This window comes from Archangium sp., from assembly GCF_036388035.1.
Lineage (GTDB): Bacteria > Myxococcota > Myxococcia > Myxococcales > Myxococcaceae > Archangium.
The window spans coordinates 1-17,857 of sequence record NZ_DASVSO010000383.1; the positions used below are offsets into that span (position 1 = coordinate 1).

The window sequence follows — 17,857 nt, forward strand, 5'->3', positions numbered from 1 at the left end:
ACTCCTTGGCGAGTCCGGCTTCGCGTCGTATATCCGGCAGCTTCACTTTGGCGAAGAACGCTTGTGAGCGAGGTGAGTGTATATCGAAATCATCAGTCTTTACCTCCCACAATGTACGCGTGGCCAGTTGCATCGCATCGAATTGCTTGCCATTAACGAGCACGTCCCAACCGGAGAAGCTGTTGTACGGGATTCTGTCGGCGCACTTGTTATGATCGTTGTTTCCGCCTCGATGCGGCACCGCGATGGGCTCGCATCTGCGACGGCGCTCTCGCTCCGAGGTTTCGGTGGGCCCCAGAGGGGGAAAATCCGGCCCTTTGGGCTCCGGCTTGGGCCTTTGTTGCGGCGAGGGATTTTGAGGGGCGGACGTCGCTTCAGGCACGGGCCGCGTTTCAGGCGCGGGCCCTACCTCGGGGCGGCCCCTACTCAGCTCATACGCATCCAGCGCCTCTTTGATGGCGAAGCCCACCACCACCACGCCCGCGACGATCACCGTTCCCACGACGAGCTCCGGGGCCACCAAGACGCAGACCCCGAGCCCCACGGCAGCGGCACCAGCGGAGGCCACCGCGCATCGTCCCGTGGGGTCGTGAAACTCGATCCGGTCATGGTCCAGGGCATGAAAGCACCGCTCCGCCAGCACGGGCCAGGGCTCGGAAGCTTCCTGTACGGCGCACCGCCCCCCGTCCGTCCAGGGCAGCGTCGCAGCTCGCTGGAGGTTGGCGAGCCTCGGGTCCCGGGCTGCTGGCTCTCTTGGGCTGGGCGCTGACGTAGCGCAGGCTGAGACATAGAGCAGAAGTGCGATGCACGCTCGGAGACGCATATCCGGATCCTCCACGAACGGGCGCGCCAGGGGAGCGGTGGGAGGGGGCCAGGGTGCAGCAGCCGCAGTCCCCGACGGGATTCGAACCCGTATTACTGGCTTGAAAAGCCCGTGTCTCGGATTGTTGGAGACTCGCTCCCGCCCGCGCGCAGCAGGTAGGCCCAGAAGAGGCCTCCCAGCGTGAGGCCCAGCACGGCCTTCACCCACGAGGGGAAGAAGTCGCCGGGCGAGACGAAGCCCTCCACCACGGCGATGAGGGCGAGGAAGGGCGCACAGCCCAGCACCAGCTTCACGGCCTCCTGCCCTCGCAGCACCAGGGCCTGGCCTCGGGGCAGCTCGCCCGGGTCGATGAGCGCCTGGCCCACCATGAGCCCCGCCCCCCCGGCGATGACGATGATGGACAGCTCCACCGGCCCGTGGGCGGCGATGAAGTCGAAGAGCTTGGGGCCCATGCCCTCGTGCACGCACAGCGCGCCCACCGAGCCCAGGTGCACCCCGTTGTTGAGCAGCGCGAACACCGTCCCCAGCCCCAGCAGGATGCCCGAGGCGAAGGTGACGATGATGACCGTGAGGTTGTTGGTGGCGATGCCCGAGGCCACCGCGTTGGGCGGCGCCACCGAGAGGATGCCGTCCGTCCACATCTCCTTGCGCGCGATGTAGTCGCGCAGGTGCTGGGGGATGAGCAGCTCCGCGCCTCGTGGCTCCAGCAGCACCACCATCGCTCCCAGCAGAATCCCCAACACGAAGAGCCCCGCGCTGGCGGCCACGAAGGCGCCGTTGGCGCGCAGGGTGCGCGGGAAGTCGTGGCGGAAGAAGGCCAGGGTGGACGCCAGCCGCTCGCGCGGGGGCTGGTAGATGGCGCCGTAGGCCTGGCTGCAGAGCTGGTTGAGGAAGCGGTGCACCTCCGAGCCCGCGTAGAACGTCTGCGCCTGCGCCAGGTCCGCCGACGCCCGGCGGTAGAGGACGTCGAGCGTGCGCAATTCCTCCAGCCGCAGGGTGCCCGCGCGCTGCCGGGTGAGCAGGTCCTTCAGCGCGTCCCAGTCGGGTCGCCGGCGGGCCACGAAGGCGGGCAGGGGCGTGGCCACCTCAGCGCTCCGCCTGCACGCGCGCCCTCAGGAAGGACTCGGTGGCCTGGGGCGAGGCCAGCACGGCGGCGCGCTCGCTCTCTCCGAGGCCCCCGTACCGGTCCACCAGCCTCGCGCCCAGGCGGGCCCTCGCCGCCGGCTCGAGCTGGGGCGCCCGGGTGAGGAAGGCCAGCACCAATTCCACGTCCTCGGGGCCGAGTCGCACGGCGCCGGAGGTGGCGGACACGGCCGGGGCCTCGACAGCGGCGTCCGTGTACTTGTCCAGGTTGAAGTGCTCCTCGCGCACCAGCAGCGTGCCCGCGAGGAGGTCCCCCAGCCGCCGGTGCTGGCGCGTCAGCAGCATGCTCAGGCAGCCCGTGGCGTACAGCCCGGGGAGGAAGTCCACCACGCGCACCAGGTTGCGCACCGCGCTCTCCAGCAGGCCCACGGGCGAGCCGTCCAGCCGCACCACCCGGATGCCGATGAGGCGCTTGCCCGGCGTCTGCCCTCCCATGAAGACCTCGGCCAGCGTCCAGTACATCCACTGGGTGGCGAACAGCCCCACCACCATCAGCGTCTGCGTGAAGCCGGACAGCCCCTGGAGGAAGCCGAGCACGTCGCTCACCAGCAGGGTGAAGGTGAAGTAGGCCACCACCCAGAAGCCGAAGAGCAGGGCGATGTCGATCAGGTAGGCGAGGCATCGGTAGCCGATGCCGGCCACCGGCAGGGAGAGCGACACACGCTCGGGCGTGGCGACGTCGAGACTCGGAGAGGCTGCGGAATCCATTCGCTCGGGAGATTACCCGGAATGCGCCTGGAGGGACGCCCTTCCTCCTCCAACTCGCGGGGGGCCGCCCTTCCGGCAGGGCAGGCGCCAGGGTGGGACCCCCAGCGTGCCGTCCCCGCTGCACGCCCCGTGTGGGCATGGTCAAGGTCATGGGGATGAGGGGGAACCTTTCCACCCCCGGGAGGCGAACATGGCGAACATCGACGATCGGACCGGAATGGGACAGAGCCCAGGCGCGCAGGGCACCGGGCAGCAGGGCGAGTCGCGGAGGGCCTCGGGCGTGGACCCGCACACACGCCGCGAGCAGCGCAGCGAGACGCGCCGCAACCAGACCTACATGGCCTTCCTGAAGAACCTCTGCGTGATCGGCTCGATGAACCAGGAGGAGGCGGAGAAGGCCGCGGTGTCGGTGCTGTGCGTGCTGGAGCAGCGGCTCTTCGGCGAGGAGGCGGCGCACCTGGAGGCCCAGCTTCCTGGGAAGCTCCAAGACCTGTTGATCCGCTGCGAGCGGCACATCGGCAAGCCGGCCAGCAAGTTCGGCCGGGACGACTTCATCCGGATGGTGACGGAGGACCTGGAGGTGGACACCTTCCAGGCCGAGAAGAGGATCCGCGCCGTCTTCTCCGCGCTCAGGGACCAGGTCTCCGAGGGGGAGATCGAGGACGTGATCGGTCAGCTCCCCACCGACCTGCGCGAGCTGTGGCATCGCGCCAGCTGAGGGCTGGAAAGACGAAGGGGGCCGGAGTGCTCCAGCCCCCACCGTCCGGGCCCCCTCGCCGCTTTCCGTTCGGGACTCAGGCCTTCACCTTGCCCTGCTTGTCGGACCCGCCGACGGTGATCCGCTTGGGCTGCACCTCGGGGACCTTGGGCAGCCGCAGGTTGAGCACGCCGTCCTTCAGCTCGGCGGCGCAGTGCTCGCCATCCACGCCCTCCGGGAGCGTGAACGAGCGGGAGAACGAGCCGTAGCTCCGCTCGTAGGCGTAGAAGCGATCCGAGTCCTCTTCCTTCTCCGTCTCCCGCTTCCCGCTGATGGTGAGGCGGTCCCCGGTGAGGGTGATGTCCAGATCGCTCTCCTTCACCCCGGGCAAGTCCGCCTTGAAGATGTAGGCGTCCTTCGTCTCCTTCACTTCGAAAGCGGGGACGAAGTTCCACGTCTGCTCCTGGCCACCGACCATGCGGCCCACCTGCTCGAACGGATCGAACCCCATCAACTCCCGCATCCGCTCGAAGGGATCAAACCCCCGATTCCAACGCCCGAGCGACGCCCCGCTGCCTCCTCGACGCACAGGAAGATCTGCCATGACGATTCCCTCCTTGGTGTCCGGGTCACACCCTCTCTGGAGTGCGGCCCCCACATTCACGGTAGAGCGGAGATGCACGCGCACAAGGCGCCCGCGGCAACCGCGTGCTGTCCCGTAGGACAGTGGCCCGGCAAACAATGGGGTGCTCACCAGCCAACAGCTCCAGGGGCTCGCGGTCTGCCCTTGCACAGTCAGCGGCAAATTGGAGTCCCCTGCGACTGGACTTTGGGCACTTCGATGGGCATTCGTGGGCAGCCACGGTCTCACGGTGGGTGAGCGGGTGGCCTGTAGGGGTGGACTGTTTCCAGTAGACGTCGGAGGTGCGTCTCAGGAAGAGCAGAAGCGTCAACTGGTTGAGGAAGTTGTTGGCCGGTAGGACGAACACGCTTGCGGGAGATACGAGCCCGACCCACATCTGGTTCCGCAAGATGTTCCCAAGACCGACCGTAAGTCGTATCCGATGCGGCTGTACGCCATGACGGCTGGGGGGCCCTCGCATGGCAATGAATCAAGCTGAAGTGAGAGTGGGATTGCTGGAAGGACCGTGGGCGGCCTGGCAGAGCCTGGCCGATGGGCTGCGGGGAGAAGGTCTGCAGGTCCTGTGGGTGACCCGGGACGTGAGGACACTCCTCGACGGTATCGGGACGGATCCGCCTCAGGTGGCCATCCTGGACGTCGAGCCCGAGGGCAATGCCGACATGGGTTGCTCGGCCACGGAGGGATTGAACCTGTTGCGGGAGGCACGCAAGCGCCGGCTGGAGGTGCGGATGCTGGTGTTGTCCTCGGCACACGCACAGGACTTCATCTCCCACTGCTTCGAGGAAGGTGCCTCGGGCTACCTGTTCCGGCAGAACTTGACGACGAACGCGGTCTGCACGGCGGTCAACGCACTGGTGCGCGGGGAGAAGCTCTTCCCGGTGCAGCTGCTGCGCAATGACTTCGAGCACCCGCCGGTGGCCGCGGCCACCGCGAGCGTGCTGCTCACCCTCACCCAGCGTGAGCGCGAGGTGCTGGCGTATGTGGCCGGAGGCGCGGACAACTTGAAGATTGCCGCGCACCTGCAGATCGCCGAGCGCACGGTGAAGTCGCACGTGACGCAGCTCTATCGGAAGCTGGGCGCGGAGAACCGGACCCAGCTCGCGTTGCGCGCGTGCCACCTGGGTGTCCGGCCGCCGCCGGATCTCTAGGTGCGCTGAACCCCGGGGAGGACGCGGCGTCGCGAGCGTCCCCCGGGTTGAAGAAAGCGTCGCATCCCCCTGGCGGATCGCGCTGCCCGGCACCACCCTTTGGCCCACTGCGTTGTTCAGGAGGCGGGGCGATGGATGGGCGGGTGCGTATCGGCCAGGTACCGTTGGATCGAATGCGCCTGAATGAGGTGCTGTGGTCCATCGAGTCCCTCGTGGCGAGCGACATGGGTGGACGTGTGCTCATGCCAGACGTGGAGCAGGTGGTGCGCGCCGAGCATGACAAGGCTTTGCGCGAGGCCCTGGCCACGGCGGAGCTGTCGTTGGCGGGCAGCCCCGCGCTGGTGCGGGCCGCGCGAGTGATGGGTCAGCCATTGCCGGAGTCCCGGGCGGGCGCGGAGTGGTTGCCTCCGCTGGCGCGCCGGGCGTGCGAGCGGGCCTGGCGGGTGTTCGTGGTGGCGGAGCGGCCGGGCGTCGCGGAGCGCACCGCGTGTCTGCTGCGAGACCGGTACGGGGTGCTCGCGGTGGGGGCCACCTCGCCGAGGGGACCTGTCGACACGTGGGGCCAGGGGGTGGACAGGTTCCTGGATCGCATCGCCCTGACGCGGCCCCAGCTGGTGCTGGTGTCCATGGCGACACCGAAGCAGGAGCTGTTCTGCCAGTACGCCGCCGCGCACCTGCAATCCGCGGTGCTGCTCGGCCTGGGGCGAACGCTGGAGTCTTCGTGGGACGAGGACCGTCCGGCGCCTCGCTGGCGGGCGCTGGGGAGGCTCGGGTGGCGCGAGCGCTGCCAGTGGCTGGTGACGGCTCCGGCGCGGCTGCTGCACCGGAAGCTGTCATTCTTCCGCATCCTCCTGCGGGCGCGTCGGCCCTCGCGGCTCGCGTTGCCCGCGGGCGCGAGCTCCTGAGTCAGGGCAGCTCGAGCGAGAGCACGGAGGGCACCCGCTCCGGGGCCGCGAGGCGCAGCAGCCCGTAGCCGATGCCGGCCAGTCCCATCATCAGCCCGGGCGTCTCGGTGCCCCGGGGGAGCCCGCAGCGCCAGCCACTCTCGCGTCCCTGGTGGAGGACGTGGGCCGCGCGCTCCCGGGCGGCGTGGATCCACCGCGACTCGCCGAGCACCTCGCCCGCCACATACAGCGACTCCAGGTTGCCCAGGTCTCCGTGGCAGAGGCTGTGGTTGCCCCCGAAGCCCTCGTGGAGCGTCGTCTGGAGCGCCGTCTCCAGCTCCGCGCGCACCTGGGGTCCCTCCAGGTGCCGCAGCGAGCCCAGCCTCCCGAGCGCGATGCCCGGGGCGCCATGGCACCAGCTCACCATGAAGCCGGTGCGGACGCCCTCCTGGACTCCCTCGGGCTCGCGCAGATCGCGCCAGTTGGCGCGCTCCGGGACGAAGAGCGAGCGCTCGTAGGCGAGGGCCTGGTGCGCGAGCTCCCGGTAGCGCGTGTCGCCGGTGGCGGAGGCCAGCTCCAGGAGCGCGTACGCGATGCCCGCGTTTCCATGGGAGAAGCCCGCCAGGGGCGCTTCCGCCGTCGTGCCCTTCCAGCCCATTCCCCCTCCCGGGACTGGCACGGCCGTGGCGAGGAGCCGCTCGCCGCACCGCTTCGCCAGCTCCAGCAGCCGCGCGTCCCCAGTCCGGGCGTGCAGCCCGAGCAGGACGAGCGCGCAGCCCGCGGAGCCGCTGAGCAGATCCAACCGCGTGTCGGCGTCGATGAGGGGCTCCAGGGTGGAGAGCCCGGAGAGCGCCTCGTCCAGCAGGGCTGGCTCGTTCCAGAGCGCGGACAGGTGGCCGAGCACGTACAGGGCGGAGGCCCGGCCGACGAACGCACCCACGCCCTTGTCATTCGGATCCGGGTTGCGCCACGCGTCGCGGACGGTTTCCAGGCCCGCGCGGGCGAGCTCCTCGAAGTCCGCGCGCCCCGTCTCCCGGGCGAGGTACGCGAAGAACAGGGTGAGTCCGCCGACACCTTCGTACAGGTCGGTCCCCAAGGGCGCGAGGCTCCAGCGCCAGGTGCCCAGGTCCTCCAGGCTCATGCCGATCCACGACACGTCCGTGCGCCCGCGGATGGCCTTGGCGGCGAGGTCCTCTCCGATGGCAACGGCGGCGGCGAGGCAGTCCTCGCGCGAGGCGGGGGGCGGGGAGACCGTCGGGTCCACGCGAGCGGCGGAGCGCACCGGGCCCCGGCCCTTGTCGAGCGAGACCATGGACTTGCGGATGAGCGACGCCTGCCACGCGCAATCCCTCTCATTCATCCGCGTGAGCCGCTCCCGCACCTCGCCGAGGCTGTCGCGAGCGAAGTAGTCGGGAATGCACTCGCCGGTGCTGCTCCACAGGTGGCGCTGGCCAGGGCGCGTGGTGAACAGCGGAATGTCCCCGAGCCGCAGGTCCGCGTGCTCATGGGGGACGAGCCGCCGCAGCGCGGGCATGAAGGAGGCCTCGGCCCAGAGGTTGTCCAGCACCTTGTCGCGCTCCAGCCCCTCGCGCAGGAAGTCGGGGTGGACGCTCTCCTGCAGGAGGAGCGCGTAGCGCTGGGTGGCGCGCACGATGTGGCGGACCTCCACGTTGGCGAAGTCCCCGAGCCGGTGCTCGAAGGCCTCGCGGTGCCGCAGCAGCAGCCGGTACGTCTCCTCGAAGCCCTGGACGATGTCCTCGGTGAACTCGGTGGCGTCCACCGGCTGGCCGTTGAGCTGGGGCCGGTTGCTCGAGCCAGACGTGCGGCCCTGGCGGCGGACCAGGCGCATGGTGTCCTGGTAGGCGTCCTCCACCATGGGCACGGCCTGGGGCGAGAGCTGCCCGGCCTCTCCGCCCAGCCCGCTCATGTCGATGCCCGCGCGTCCCGCCCGGCCGAAGATGAGCATGGGCAACATGCCGACGGAGATGATCGAGCGGTCGAGCTGGCCCCAGGCGCGCTGCACGGCCGAGTCCCCCACCTCCAGCTGGGCACGCTGGTGGAAGAGCGCCTCCAGGTCCACGAGGACGGGGTGCTCGCCGGCGGCGATGAGGTTCTCCAGGTGGAAGTCCACCGCCGCGAGCAGGTGGAGCAGGGCGAGCGAGCTGCCCTGTCGCCAGTAGAAGCGTTGGAGCGCCTCGCGGGAGTCGCAGCCCGCGGTCTCCACGAACTCGACCCAGCCATAGTCGCCCTGGTCCAGGGCGATGAGCACGCGGTGCGGGTGGCGCAGCCCCTCCGCGTTCATCCACCGCAGGAGTTGCTGGAAGCGCACGTCCACCGCGAGCGACTTCGGCTTGTAGACGAGCCGCAGGCCCGAGCTGAACTGGAGCAGCACCACGCTGTGGCCCTCGCGGTGCAGGTCCGAGACACCCGTCTGGACGTTGGCCAGGAAGCCGATGGCCTCACCCCCGAGGAACGCCTGCCCGAGCAGCTCGCGGTCCACGGCGATGCGCTCGACCAGCTCCAGGCTCACGCTGAGCCAGCGCTCGGTGGCGGTGGCCAGCAGGCGGGCGAGGACGGGGTACTCCTCCAGCAGGGCCACGATCGCCCGCGGGTCCTGGAAATGCCGGGTGGAGAAGTGGTGGAAACGCTCCTGGGGCGTGTTGCCGGGGAGCTGCTCGAGCATCCGGGCCACGTTGAGTTCGAGGATGAGCGTCCGGGAGGCCAGGTACTGGAGCCGCCGGGCGAGCCCCTCCAGCAGCGCGGCCTCGGCCTCGGGCGCCAGCAGCGACTGCTCCATCCCGTAGCGGGCCCGCAGCGCCGCCACGACGGTGCGCAGCCTCGCGGCGGCGATCCGGAGGAAGGGCTGGAGGAAGCCGGCGAACGACAGGCCGGGCTGCCCCGGCTGGGCCGGGGGCTGGAGGGAGGGAGGGAGCGGCTCTCCGGCATGCCGCTGCTCGATGACGTCCCGGACGAGGGACACCCATGCACCACTGTCCCCGAGTCCTTCCCCGGGGTTGCCCGAGTGGGTGAGGAGCCGCAGGAACGCCTGACGGTCGAGGCCGATGCTCTTCAGCCGCTCGTCCAGGGTTGCCTCATCCCCCGCCATGAGCTGGCGCCAGGCGTTCGCGCGGCGCTCGGCCTCCGGCAGGGGCACGTCATTCCCCGAAGGGGCGCTCCCTCCCTTCGTGACAGCTCGCTCGTGGAGGAACGTCGCCTTCTTCCAGGGAAAGACAGGATCAATGATTTGCATGGGTGCCATCTCGGCCAGGGGATACGGGGTCAGATGCTGGCTTCGAGGAGCGTGCAGTTGATGATTCCGCACGTGGGCCGGCCATCGGTACATCCCGTGTTGGGCTCCAACGGCAACGGCCTGCCACCGATGATCCCCAGCAGCTCGGACTCGTCGAGCTCCGTCATCGACCTGCCCGAAGGGCTCTCGGGAAGGGTGGCGCGCTCCTCGCGGGTGAGGCTGGCGCGGAACGCCGGATCCTTCCAGGCCCTGATGATCATTTCCTTCTTCATGGTTCGGTCTTCTCCGGGGTGGGAAGCGCCCTGCGGCGCGGTTCGCCTGGGTGGAGTCGAGGGGCGCGATTTGTGACGCGGGAAAAAGCACAGCGCCACGGGGAGCCGTGGCTCGCCCGTGGCGCTGTGGGTCCGCGAAGTCCGCGGCTCGGCCCGCTGTGGGGGTCACATGGTCGGGGGACAGGCCACGATCCCGCAGGAGTTGAGGGTCTCACAGGCGAAGCTGGGGCGGGCGCAGCGGAAGGTGTCCACGGAGTAGTGGTGCCCGCCTTTCTTTCCACCCACGGCCCCGAGCAGCTCGGCCTCGTCGAGGTCCGTCATCGATCGGCCGGAGGGACTCTCGGGGAGCGCGGCGCGCTCCTCGGAGGTGAGGCTCGCGCGGTACCGCGGATCCTTCCAGGCCCTGATGATCATCTCCTTCTTCATGACAGCTCCTTGAAATGTCTGTCTCGAATTTGAGGCAGGCACCTGGAAGGAGTGCGCGCGTTCCATTGGTGACGCGCTACTCCAGACGCCCGCCTGTCCGCACCTGGGCGCGCACCAGCTCCGAGTAGATGCCACCGCGCAGGAGCAACTCCTGGTGCGTACCGGCTTCCACCAGCCGGCCCTCGTCCATGACCAGGATGAGATCCGCGTCCACCACGGTGCTCAGCCGGTGGGCGATGACGACGCGCGTGTAGCGCAGCGAGGCGAGGGAGTGCTGCACCCGGCTCTCGGTGATGGCATCCAGGGAGCTGGTGGCCTCGTCCAGCAGCAGCACCGCCGGCTTCTGCATCAGCGCCCGGGCCAATGCCAGCCGTTGTCGCTGTCCGCCGGAGAGCGACGCGCCCCGGTCCACCAGCGGCGTGTCGTAGCCCATGGGCATGGCCATGATGTCGTCGTGGAGCTGGGCCAGCCGGGCCGCCTCGATGACGGGCTCCAGGGGCGCGGATGGGTCGGTGATGGCGATGTTGCCGCGCACCGTGGAGCTGAAGAAGGTCGGCTCCTGGGGCACCACCCCCATCTGACCGCGCACCACGTGCAGGTCCAGGTCCGTCAGGTCCTCCCCGTCGAAGAGGACGCGCCCGGAGGTGGGCAGGTACAGCCCGAGCAGCAGGTTGGCCAGCGTCGTCTTCCCGGCGCCGGAGCGGCCGACGATCGCCACCGACTGGCCGGGCTCGATGCGCACCGACACGTCCTGCACCACCAGCGGCGAGGTACCCGCGTAGCGGAAGGACACCCGGTCCAGCTCGATGCCGCCCCGCAGCTTCGCCGGACGGCCAGGGCGGGCGGGGTCCCTCTCGGGCGGGGTGTCCAGCACGTCGTCGATGCGCTCGATGTAGCTGCGCAGGAGCTGGAGCTGGGAGCCGGTGGTGACCAGGTTGCCCAGCGGTACGAGCAGCGCCCCGGCGAGCGCGTTGAGCCCCATCATCGTGCCCAGCGACATCTTCCCCGCCAGTACCTGGAGCGCGCCGAAGGTGAGCAGCACCAGCGGCGCCACCAGCCGCAGCGTGCCGGTGAGCGAGTCCACCCACGCCGCCAGCCGGCCCCGCTTCAGCGACACGTTGAGCACGTTGACGAAGTTCTCCGAGTAGCGCTGCACCGCCTGGTGCTCCACGCCGAAGGCCTTCAGCGTCTGGATGCCGGTGAGCATCTCGATCTGGTAGCTCTGGCTCTTCGCCTCCACCTCCAGGTTCTCCGACATCAGCAGGCGCTGGCGCCGCGTGGAGAGCAGGAGGATGAGGATCTGCAAGAACCCCAGTCCCAGGACGATGAGCGCCATGGGCGGGCTCACCACGAACAGCAGCAGCAGGTAGATGACCACCAGGGCCCCGTCGAGCAGGGCGGAGAGCGTGCTGGAGGAGAGGATCTCCCGCACGGTGGCGTTGCTGTTGAGCCGCTGCATCAGGTCTCCCGCCGCGCGCACCTGGAAGAAGGCGTAGGAGAGGCCCACGAGGTGCTCCAGGAAGCCCAGCGTCATGCTCGAGTCCATGCGCGTGCGCAGCTCGAGCAGCAGGTGGCCTCGGATGAGCGAGGTGAGGAGCTGGAAGCCGGCGAGCGAGAGGAAGCCCAGGCCCACCACCAGCAGCAGGTGCGTGTCCCCCCGCGGCACCACGCGGTCGATGATGAGCCCCGTCAGCGCCGGCACCGCCAGCGCGAAGAGCTGGAGGACGAGCGAGACGACGATGATGCGCTGGAGGACATGCGACTGCTGGAGCACCTGCAGGGCGTACCGCGAGGCCGAGCGGGGGCGCTCCTTCTTGGCCGTCTCGAAGTTCTCGCCCGGCTCCAGCAGCAGGGCCACGCCGGTGAAGGACTGGCGGAAGCGCTCCAGGGAGACCTTGCGCCGGCCGTGTCCCGGATCGAGCAGGTGGACACCGTCCCGGCTCCGCTTCTCGAAGACGACGAAGTGCGAGAACTGCCAGTGCAGGATGGTGCCCGCCGGCAGGTAGCTCAGCGCGTCCTCGTCCACCGAGACGCCCCGCCCGCGCAGCCCGAAGGTGCGGGCCGTGCGCAGGATGTCGAGCGCGGAGACGCCATCGCGCGCCGCCCCCATGGCCTGGCGGACCTCCTCCAGGCGCACCTGCTTGCCGTGGTAGCCGAGCACCATGGCCAGGCAGGCCGCGCCGCACTCGATCTCCGAGAGCTGGCGCACGAGCGGAATCCGGCGCGTGCGGCCCTTCACGTGGAGGTTGCGGAACGCGGGGAAGCGCTCGGTGAGCCCGGGATGTCGAGCGGCCTCAGTCCTCATTGCCCAGTGCTCCCTTCAGGCCCGGAATGAGCGTCACGAGGATGCGCTCCGTGCGCACGCGCGCATCGGCCCGGGCCATCATCCCGTCGAAGTAGTTGAAGGTCTTTCCCTTGCTGGTGAAGGTGGGCGAGGGGATCTTCGCTCGCACCACCACCATGGGGCCCGAGAGGGGCACCGCATCCCCGCTGTCCGCTCCGAGGAAGCGGCGCACCTCGTTGGGACCGAGGATTTGGTCCCCCACGGACTCGATGGTGAACGTCTGGTATTCGTGGGTGAAGCCGTTCAGCTCCACGCGCAATGGCTTGCCCGGCGCGAGCCTCGGCCGGTAGCCGCCGGGCATCAGCGCCACCAGCGTCACGTCCACGTTGTCTCCCACGACGGACACCACGCTCTCACCCGGGTTGACGTACTGGCCCTCCCGCACGCGCAGGGCGCTCACGACGCCCGCCTGGGGCGCTCGCAGCGTGCGGGCCCGCTGTCGGGCCTCGGCCAGCTCCCGCTCGGCCCGCAGCGAGGTGAGGGATTGGCGCGCGGCCTCGTCCGCCGGGTTCTGCAGCACGCGGACGAGCTGCAAGTCGAACTCGCGCTGGATGCGCTCCAGCGTCGCCGTCTCCTCCTGGGAGAGGAAGCTCACCAGCGGCTGCCCGGCCTCCACCCGCTGCCCGACCTGCACCGTCACGGAGGACACGATGCCCGGCGTCTGGGGGGTGAGATCGCTCCGGCCCTCGACCTTCACCACCGCGGGGCCGGAGGCGTACTCGGGGATGGTGCCGAGCAGCGAGTACAGCGCCGCGCAGGCCAGCAGGGCGAGCAGCACCCAGTACGTCCACCGGGTCCACCGCGGGGAGATGCGGAGGACGTCTCCGTCCTCCTGCGCGCCCTCGTGGTGGCGCAGGGCTTCCTCGCGGAAGATGCGGGTCCGTTGTGTGGCTTCCATGTTCAGGGCACTGCCCCCGTGGGCGCGGAGGCGCTCCGGGCCTGTCCGTCGAGCCGCGCCGAGGGCCCCGCGCGGACGTGGACGACCCTGCCGGAGGCGACCTCGGGTGGCGGCGGCTGGTTGAAGGTGGCGGTGGCGAAGATGAGGCGGGCCGCGGCGTCCACCTCGGGCGCGATGCTCTCCACCCTGCCCGCGAGCGTGAGGTCCCCCTGGAGGGCGTGGACCTCCACGGGCGAGCCCGGCTGGAGCTGGCGCGCCTCCTCCTCGGGAATGGCGAAGCGCACCTTCCAGCCGCCGGTGCCGAGCAGCCGGAGCACCGGCTGTCCCGGCGCGATGCGGGAGCCGGGGCTGATGAGCCGGGAGGCCACCACGCCATCGAAGGGCGCCACCAGGGTGGCATCCTCCAGGTTCTCCTTCAGCTCCGTCACCTGCGCCTGCCGCTCGAGCGACTGGGCCCGGGCCGCCCGCAGGCGGGCGGAGGCGGTGCTCACCTCATAGCGGACCTTCGCCAGCTCCTCCTGGGAGTAGACGCCCAACTCCAGGGAGCGCCCGGTGTAGTAGCGGCCCTTTTTCTCGCGGGCCTCGGCGAGCGCCAGCGAGGCGGCATGCTCCTCGGCGCGCGAACCCTGGAGGGTGGCCCGGGCCGCGGCGAGCTGCTGTCGCAGGGAGCGCGTGTCCAGCCGCGCCAGCACCTGCCCCTTCTTCACGGAATCGCCTACCTCGACGTCGAGCTCGACCAGCCGCGATTCAAAGCGGGAGCTCACGTCCACGGAGTCGTTGGGAATGACCACGCCGAGGAAGGGCTCCTCGTTGACCGGGCGGGAGGCCTCGCCGACCGCCACCGGGGCGGGCGGCGGGCCATTCCCGCTCGAATCATCTTTCGCGGGGGCGGATGCCGAAGCACCCAGGCTCCCCAGGCAAGCCAAAATCCCTCCCACTGCCGCAGTTCGCACCCATCGACGCATCCGGCTCTCTCCGTGGCAGCTCCCAACTGGAAAGAGAGAGGGGGGCGCATTTGTGACATTTGATGGCGGCGCGTTGGGCCCGAGCGCCCGCACGCATGCTGTCCGGACGGGAAGCAGGCCCCCACGGCGTACTTGGCCCGAGCCTTCACTCGGCGTGAAGTCGGTGCCGTTCAGAGGAGTGGCCTCCCTGGAGCCGGGGGGACCGTCCACCACTGTGGCGGAACGCCTCACTGGGGCGGTTTTCCTGCCCCACCCACTAGTCAGGGTTAGTGTTGCTGATTAGTTATTCCCCCGTTGTCCGTGTTATGGGCGCGGCGCGAAGGAGCGGCACGACTCCTGCTGTACGCGGCCAGTCGGAAGGATGGAATGACTGTGATGGGAGCCAACGCGGTTAGGACTCAGGCCCGGGGCTGGACGCGGGTGGGCCAGGCACCTCAGAGCGCCCCCCGGAAGCGCTCGGTGACCTTTCAGGGTCAGGTCTTGATTGTTGAGAATTTGAGGGAGCGGAGCCAGCCCGTGCGCGACATGCTCGCGCAGGAGCGCTTCGAGGTCGGCGTGGTCGAGGACGCGCGAGATGCCGTCGAGCTGCTCTCCCAGGGTTTTGCCGCCGGTCAGGGCACGGTGCCGGAGCTCATCATCTGCAACGTGCGGATGCTGGGGGAGGCCGGCCTCGAGGCCCTCGCGCAGCTGAGCGCCAGCCATCCCGAGGTGTCCATCCTCCTCATCAGTGCCTTCACCAGCCCGAAGCAGCGCGCACGGCTGGAGCGCATCCCCGGGGCCTACATCCTCGATCAGTTCTTCGCGCTGGAGGACGTCCGGTCCGCCGCCCTGGAGCTGGCCGCCTCCCGTCGGTCGTCCCTCTAGGGCAGTGGCTTGACCGAGTAGACCGCCTTCAGCCCGTCGTCGAAGAGGGGCGGGAGGCGAAGCGCCCAGGTGGCCTCGCGCACACAGGTGGCCTGGGCGGTGGACGCGGCACCCGTCACCTCCACGTCGACGATCTCATCCCCGGTGGCCTCCACCCGGACCTGGAGGGGCGTGCTCCCGCCCTGGCGATGGCAGGTGGAGGTGGCCGCCTGGACGAGTCGCGTCAGCTCCGCGGGACGCTCCGGCTGGCTCGTCCTCACCCGCGGGCCAATCCCACAGAGGATGGTGCCACCTGTCACCCCTCCGACGACACCTCCCTCCACGCCCTCGTCCGGCGGCGCGTCTGGCCTGTCGGAGGAGGCCGCGGCGCCGGAGGGAATCGCCAGGAACGAGCGGGCGGAGGAGATCCAGTCCCCGCTCTTCGCGAGTTGCTCGCGCAACTCCCCGGGGGGCAGCTCTCGCTCGGTGAACTTCGGTCCGAAGTCGCTGGCATTCCACGCGTAGGCGTTCCGGCCCACGTCAGCGGAGAGCGCTGGATCGACTTCCACCGGCGTGGAGGAGGGGCACCCCCAGCGCTGCCCCTGTAGCATCAGCCGGCGCACGGGGGCCTCGGGGCGAGGGAGCCACGCCCGGAGCCACTCGCCCTCCTCGAGGTTGTTCAGCTCCACCAGACGCACACCCTGCTCGTCCTCGAGCCGGACCTGCTCCAGCCGCACGGGCCGCACGAGGGCCTCCAGATCCTCGGGAGGGAGGTCTCTCGAGGAGTAGAGCACGAGCCGCGTGCCGCACGCGGAGCGCACGGGTGGCTCCGAGAGCTTCGCGTGCACGGGCTCCGTTCCCTTCCGGTTGACGAGCCGCAGGAAGTGCACGGCGGCCTCGGGCGCCGAGGTGGTGGGGGAGGGGGGCACCGGCTCGAAAGCCTGGCGGAGCAGCCCATCCGAGAGCACCAGCACGCGCGCGGGCCCGTGGCCATCCGAGAGCACCTGCTGGGCCAGCCGCAGCCCCTCGTCCAGGTGCGAGCCATTCCCGGCCTCGAGGCGCGCGGAGGGGACGTCGGCCAGCGAGGCCTTCCAGTCCGAGGCGCGGACGAAGCGTCCGAAGAGGCGCTGAGCGGAGCGGCGGAACACCACCACCTCGGCCATCGCGTCGGGCAGGCGCTGGAGGTACGTCTCGGTGAAGGCGAGCTGCCGGGCGATGCCCTTGGGCCCCACGCTGTGCGAGGCATCCACCACGAAGACGACCCGCGCACGCTCGGGGGCCCGCGAGAGGTGTTTCGCCGCCCGGAGCTGCACGAAGCCCAGCGAGCCGGACTCCCACGGGATGAGGCCGGCGCGCGCGTCGATGCCCTGGAAGGGCGCCGCCTCCCAGGAGGCCTCCAGCTCCCGCGTCTGGGGCCTGGTGGTGCCTGCCGGCTCCTCGGCGGGCTCCTCCGGTCGCGCGAGACAGATGTCCGCACCGGGGTGGGGCGGCGCCACGGTGAGCACGGGCCGCACGGCCCGCGCATCCGTGGGCTCGGGATACGTGAAGGAGCTCCGCCCGTGGGTGTACTCGAGCCGCGTCCGGACGACGTAGCGCACCGTCACCGAGGCGCGGGGCGGCACGTCCCAGAGCCACAGGTCCACCACCCCGCTGGCTCCCTCCGAGAGAAGCGCGGCCGTGCGGGGCGCGGCCTTCCCCCTGCGCCGCAGGGCGTCGAAGCGGCGCTGGGCCTCGTCCGCCGCGAGCAGCATGCCCTCCGTGCGTTGTCCCTGGGCCTCGAGGGTGAAGCCATGCACCGTGCCTCCCTCGGGCAGGGCGAGCCACTCCACCCACTCGGTGTAGCGCTGGCCCGGGTTGTGGAAGGTGCGCTGCACGGTGAGGTGCACCAGGTCCCCTTCGACCCGAGCCTCCACGCGGTGGTCCACCTCGTTGACCGCCTCCTGCTCCGCCGCCAGGGCGAGGCCCGGCACCAAGGCGAGAAGCAGGAGACAGGCCACCAGGGGGCGCGGGGAGGGGCTCACCCAGCGAATGGTACGCGGCGGGTGCGGGTGGGAACAGGGGCGGCGCGCTTTCAGGGGCGCGGCACCAGCCGCACCGAGGGGGCCTTGAAGGTGGCGGTGACGGGGCGGCCCTCGGCGAGCCCCAGCTCCTCGAGGGAGAAGCGCGTCACCCGCGCCACCAGGGGGAAGCCCGCGTCGAGCGCCACGCGCACCAGGGCGCCCTCGGGGGAGAGCGACACCACGGTGCAGGGCAGCCGGTTGCGCGCGCTGGTGGGCGCGGCCTCGGGAGGCGCCAGCGTGACGTCCTCCGAGCGGATGCAGACGAAGACGGCGTCGCCTCCCTGCCCGGGCTCCAGGGCGGTGAGGTGGTGCGGGCCCACCGCCACCGTGGCCAGCCCCGCCTCGCGCTTGAGCACGGTGCCCGGCAGCACGGTCTCGATGCCCGTCATCCGTGCCACGGCGAGCTCCGCCGGGTGGTTGAACACGTCGGCCACCGGGCCCACCTGACACACCCGGCCGCCCTCCATGGCCACCAGGTCATCCCCCAGCGCGAGGGCCTCCAGCCGGTCATGCGTCACCACCACGGTGGGCACCCCCAGCTCCCGCAGCAGTCGCCGCAGCTCGCCCCGGAGCTGCTCGCGCGAGGGGGCATCCAGCGCGGACAGGGGCTCGTCCAACAGCAGCAGGCGAGGGCGGATGGCGAGCGCCCGGGCCAGCGCCACCCGTTGTTGCTGCCCCCCGGAGAGCTCCCGGGGCCCGCGTCCCTCCAGTCCCTCCAGGCGCAGCAGGGCGAAGAGGGAGCGGGAGCGCTCG

General features: G+C 70.4%; 16 protein-coding genes. 4 read left to right on the forward strand and 12 right to left on the reverse strand.

What is annotated here, in order from left to right; genetic code table 11:
• The 3 genes from VF697_RS15600 to VF697_RS15610 all read right to left on the reverse strand — a co-directional run.
• A partial coding sequence (locus VF697_RS15600; RefSeq protein WP_331095737.1) for a DUF6310 domain-containing protein occupies window positions 1-502 on the reverse strand: 502 nt, incomplete at its 3' end.
• A gap of 413 nt (window positions 503-915) precedes the next feature.
• Window positions 916-1,908, reverse strand: coding sequence for a stage II sporulation protein M (locus VF697_RS15605; protein WP_331095739.1), 993 nt, complete (start codon window positions 1,906-1,908; stop codon window positions 916-918).
• A gap of 1 nt (window position 1,909) precedes the next feature.
• On the reverse strand, window positions 1,910-2,674 hold the full coding sequence (locus tag VF697_RS15610) for an RDD family protein (protein WP_331095741.1): 765 nt from the start codon (window positions 2,672-2,674) through the stop codon (window positions 1,910-1,912).
• 190 nt (window positions 2,675-2,864) lie between these two features.
• On the opposite strand from VF697_RS15610, the gene VF697_RS15615 reads away from it, so the two are divergent.
• Window positions 2,865-3,392: a DUF2267 domain-containing protein gene (locus VF697_RS15615; RefSeq protein WP_331095743.1), complete on the forward strand. Its 528-nt coding sequence runs from the start codon at window positions 2,865-2,867 to the stop codon at window positions 3,390-3,392.
• Between the two features lie 76 nt (window positions 3,393-3,468).
• On the opposite strand, the gene VF697_RS15620 is transcribed toward VF697_RS15615, so the two are convergent.
• A complete protein-coding gene (locus tag VF697_RS15620; protein WP_331095745.1) occupies window positions 3,469-3,975 on the reverse strand; it encodes an Hsp20/alpha crystallin family protein in 507 nt (168 codons plus the stop codon).
• A gap of 497 nt (window positions 3,976-4,472) precedes the next feature.
• Here VF697_RS15620 and VF697_RS15625 point away from each other — a divergent pair, with 497 nt between their 5' ends.
• Window positions 4,473-5,162 carry a response regulator transcription factor gene (locus VF697_RS15625; RefSeq protein WP_331095747.1) on the forward strand — a complete coding sequence of 230 codons (690 nt, stop codon included), beginning with the start codon at window positions 4,473-4,475 and terminating at the stop codon, window positions 5,160-5,162.
• Window positions 5,163-5,335: 173 nt separating this feature from the next.
• The gene (locus VF697_RS15630; RefSeq protein ID WP_331095748.1) at window positions 5,336-6,067 is read left to right on the forward strand and encodes a WecB/TagA/CpsF family glycosyltransferase; all 732 of its coding nucleotides are present in this window, start codon (window positions 5,336-5,338) and stop codon (window positions 6,065-6,067) included.
• A gap of 1 nt (window position 6,068) precedes the next feature.
• Here VF697_RS15630 and VF697_RS15635 read toward each other — a convergent pair whose 3' ends face one another.
• The 6 genes from VF697_RS15635 to VF697_RS15660 form a co-directional block, all read right to left on the reverse strand.
• Complete coding sequence (locus VF697_RS15635) at window positions 6,069-9,296, reverse strand: type 2 lanthipeptide synthetase LanM family protein (RefSeq protein ID WP_331095750.1); 3,228 nt, start codon at window positions 9,294-9,296, stop codon at window positions 6,069-6,071.
• A 29-nt stretch (window positions 9,297-9,325) separates the two neighbouring features.
• Entirely contained in the window at window positions 9,326-9,568 is a 243-nt protein-coding gene (locus tag VF697_RS15640) for a mersacidin/lichenicidin family type 2 lantibiotic (protein WP_331095752.1), read from the reverse strand.
• 165 nt (window positions 9,569-9,733) lie between these two features.
• On the reverse strand, window positions 9,734-9,994 hold the full coding sequence (locus tag VF697_RS15645) for a mersacidin/lichenicidin family type 2 lantibiotic (protein WP_331095754.1): 261 nt from the start codon (window positions 9,992-9,994) through the stop codon (window positions 9,734-9,736).
• A 76-nt stretch (window positions 9,995-10,070) separates the two neighbouring features.
• Entirely contained in the window at window positions 10,071-12,299 is a 2,229-nt protein-coding gene (locus VF697_RS15650; RefSeq protein ID WP_331095755.1) for a peptidase domain-containing ABC transporter, read from the reverse strand.
• Complete coding sequence (locus VF697_RS15655; protein ID WP_331095757.1) at window positions 12,289-13,236, reverse strand: efflux RND transporter periplasmic adaptor subunit; 948 nt, start codon at window positions 13,234-13,236, stop codon at window positions 12,289-12,291. Before VF697_RS15655 ends, VF697_RS15650 begins: the two co-directional genes overlap by 11 nt.
• 2 nt (window positions 13,237-13,238) lie before the next feature.
• A complete protein-coding gene (locus VF697_RS15660; protein ID WP_331095759.1) occupies window positions 13,239-14,078 on the reverse strand; it encodes an efflux RND transporter periplasmic adaptor subunit in 840 nt (279 codons plus the stop codon).
• Window positions 14,079-14,576: 498 nt separating this feature from the next.
• Between VF697_RS15660 and VF697_RS15665 the strand changes: the two genes are divergently transcribed.
• Complete coding sequence (locus VF697_RS15665; protein WP_331095764.1) at window positions 14,577-15,065, forward strand: response regulator; 489 nt, start codon at window positions 14,577-14,579, stop codon at window positions 15,063-15,065.
• Here VF697_RS15665 and VF697_RS15670 read toward each other — a convergent pair.
• Together VF697_RS15670 and VF697_RS15675 are read right to left on the reverse strand one after the other, a co-directional pair.
• The gene (locus VF697_RS15670) at window positions 15,062-17,065 is read right to left on the reverse strand and encodes a VIT domain-containing protein (protein WP_331095761.1); all 2,004 of its coding nucleotides are present in this window, start codon (window positions 17,063-17,065) and stop codon (window positions 15,062-15,064) included. The two genes, VF697_RS15665 and VF697_RS15670, sit on opposite strands and share 4 nt — an antisense overlap.
• A gap of 50 nt (window positions 17,066-17,115) precedes the next feature.
• On the reverse strand, window positions 17,116-17,857 hold a 742-nt coding region (locus VF697_RS15675), incomplete at its 5' end, for an ABC transporter ATP-binding protein (RefSeq protein WP_331095762.1).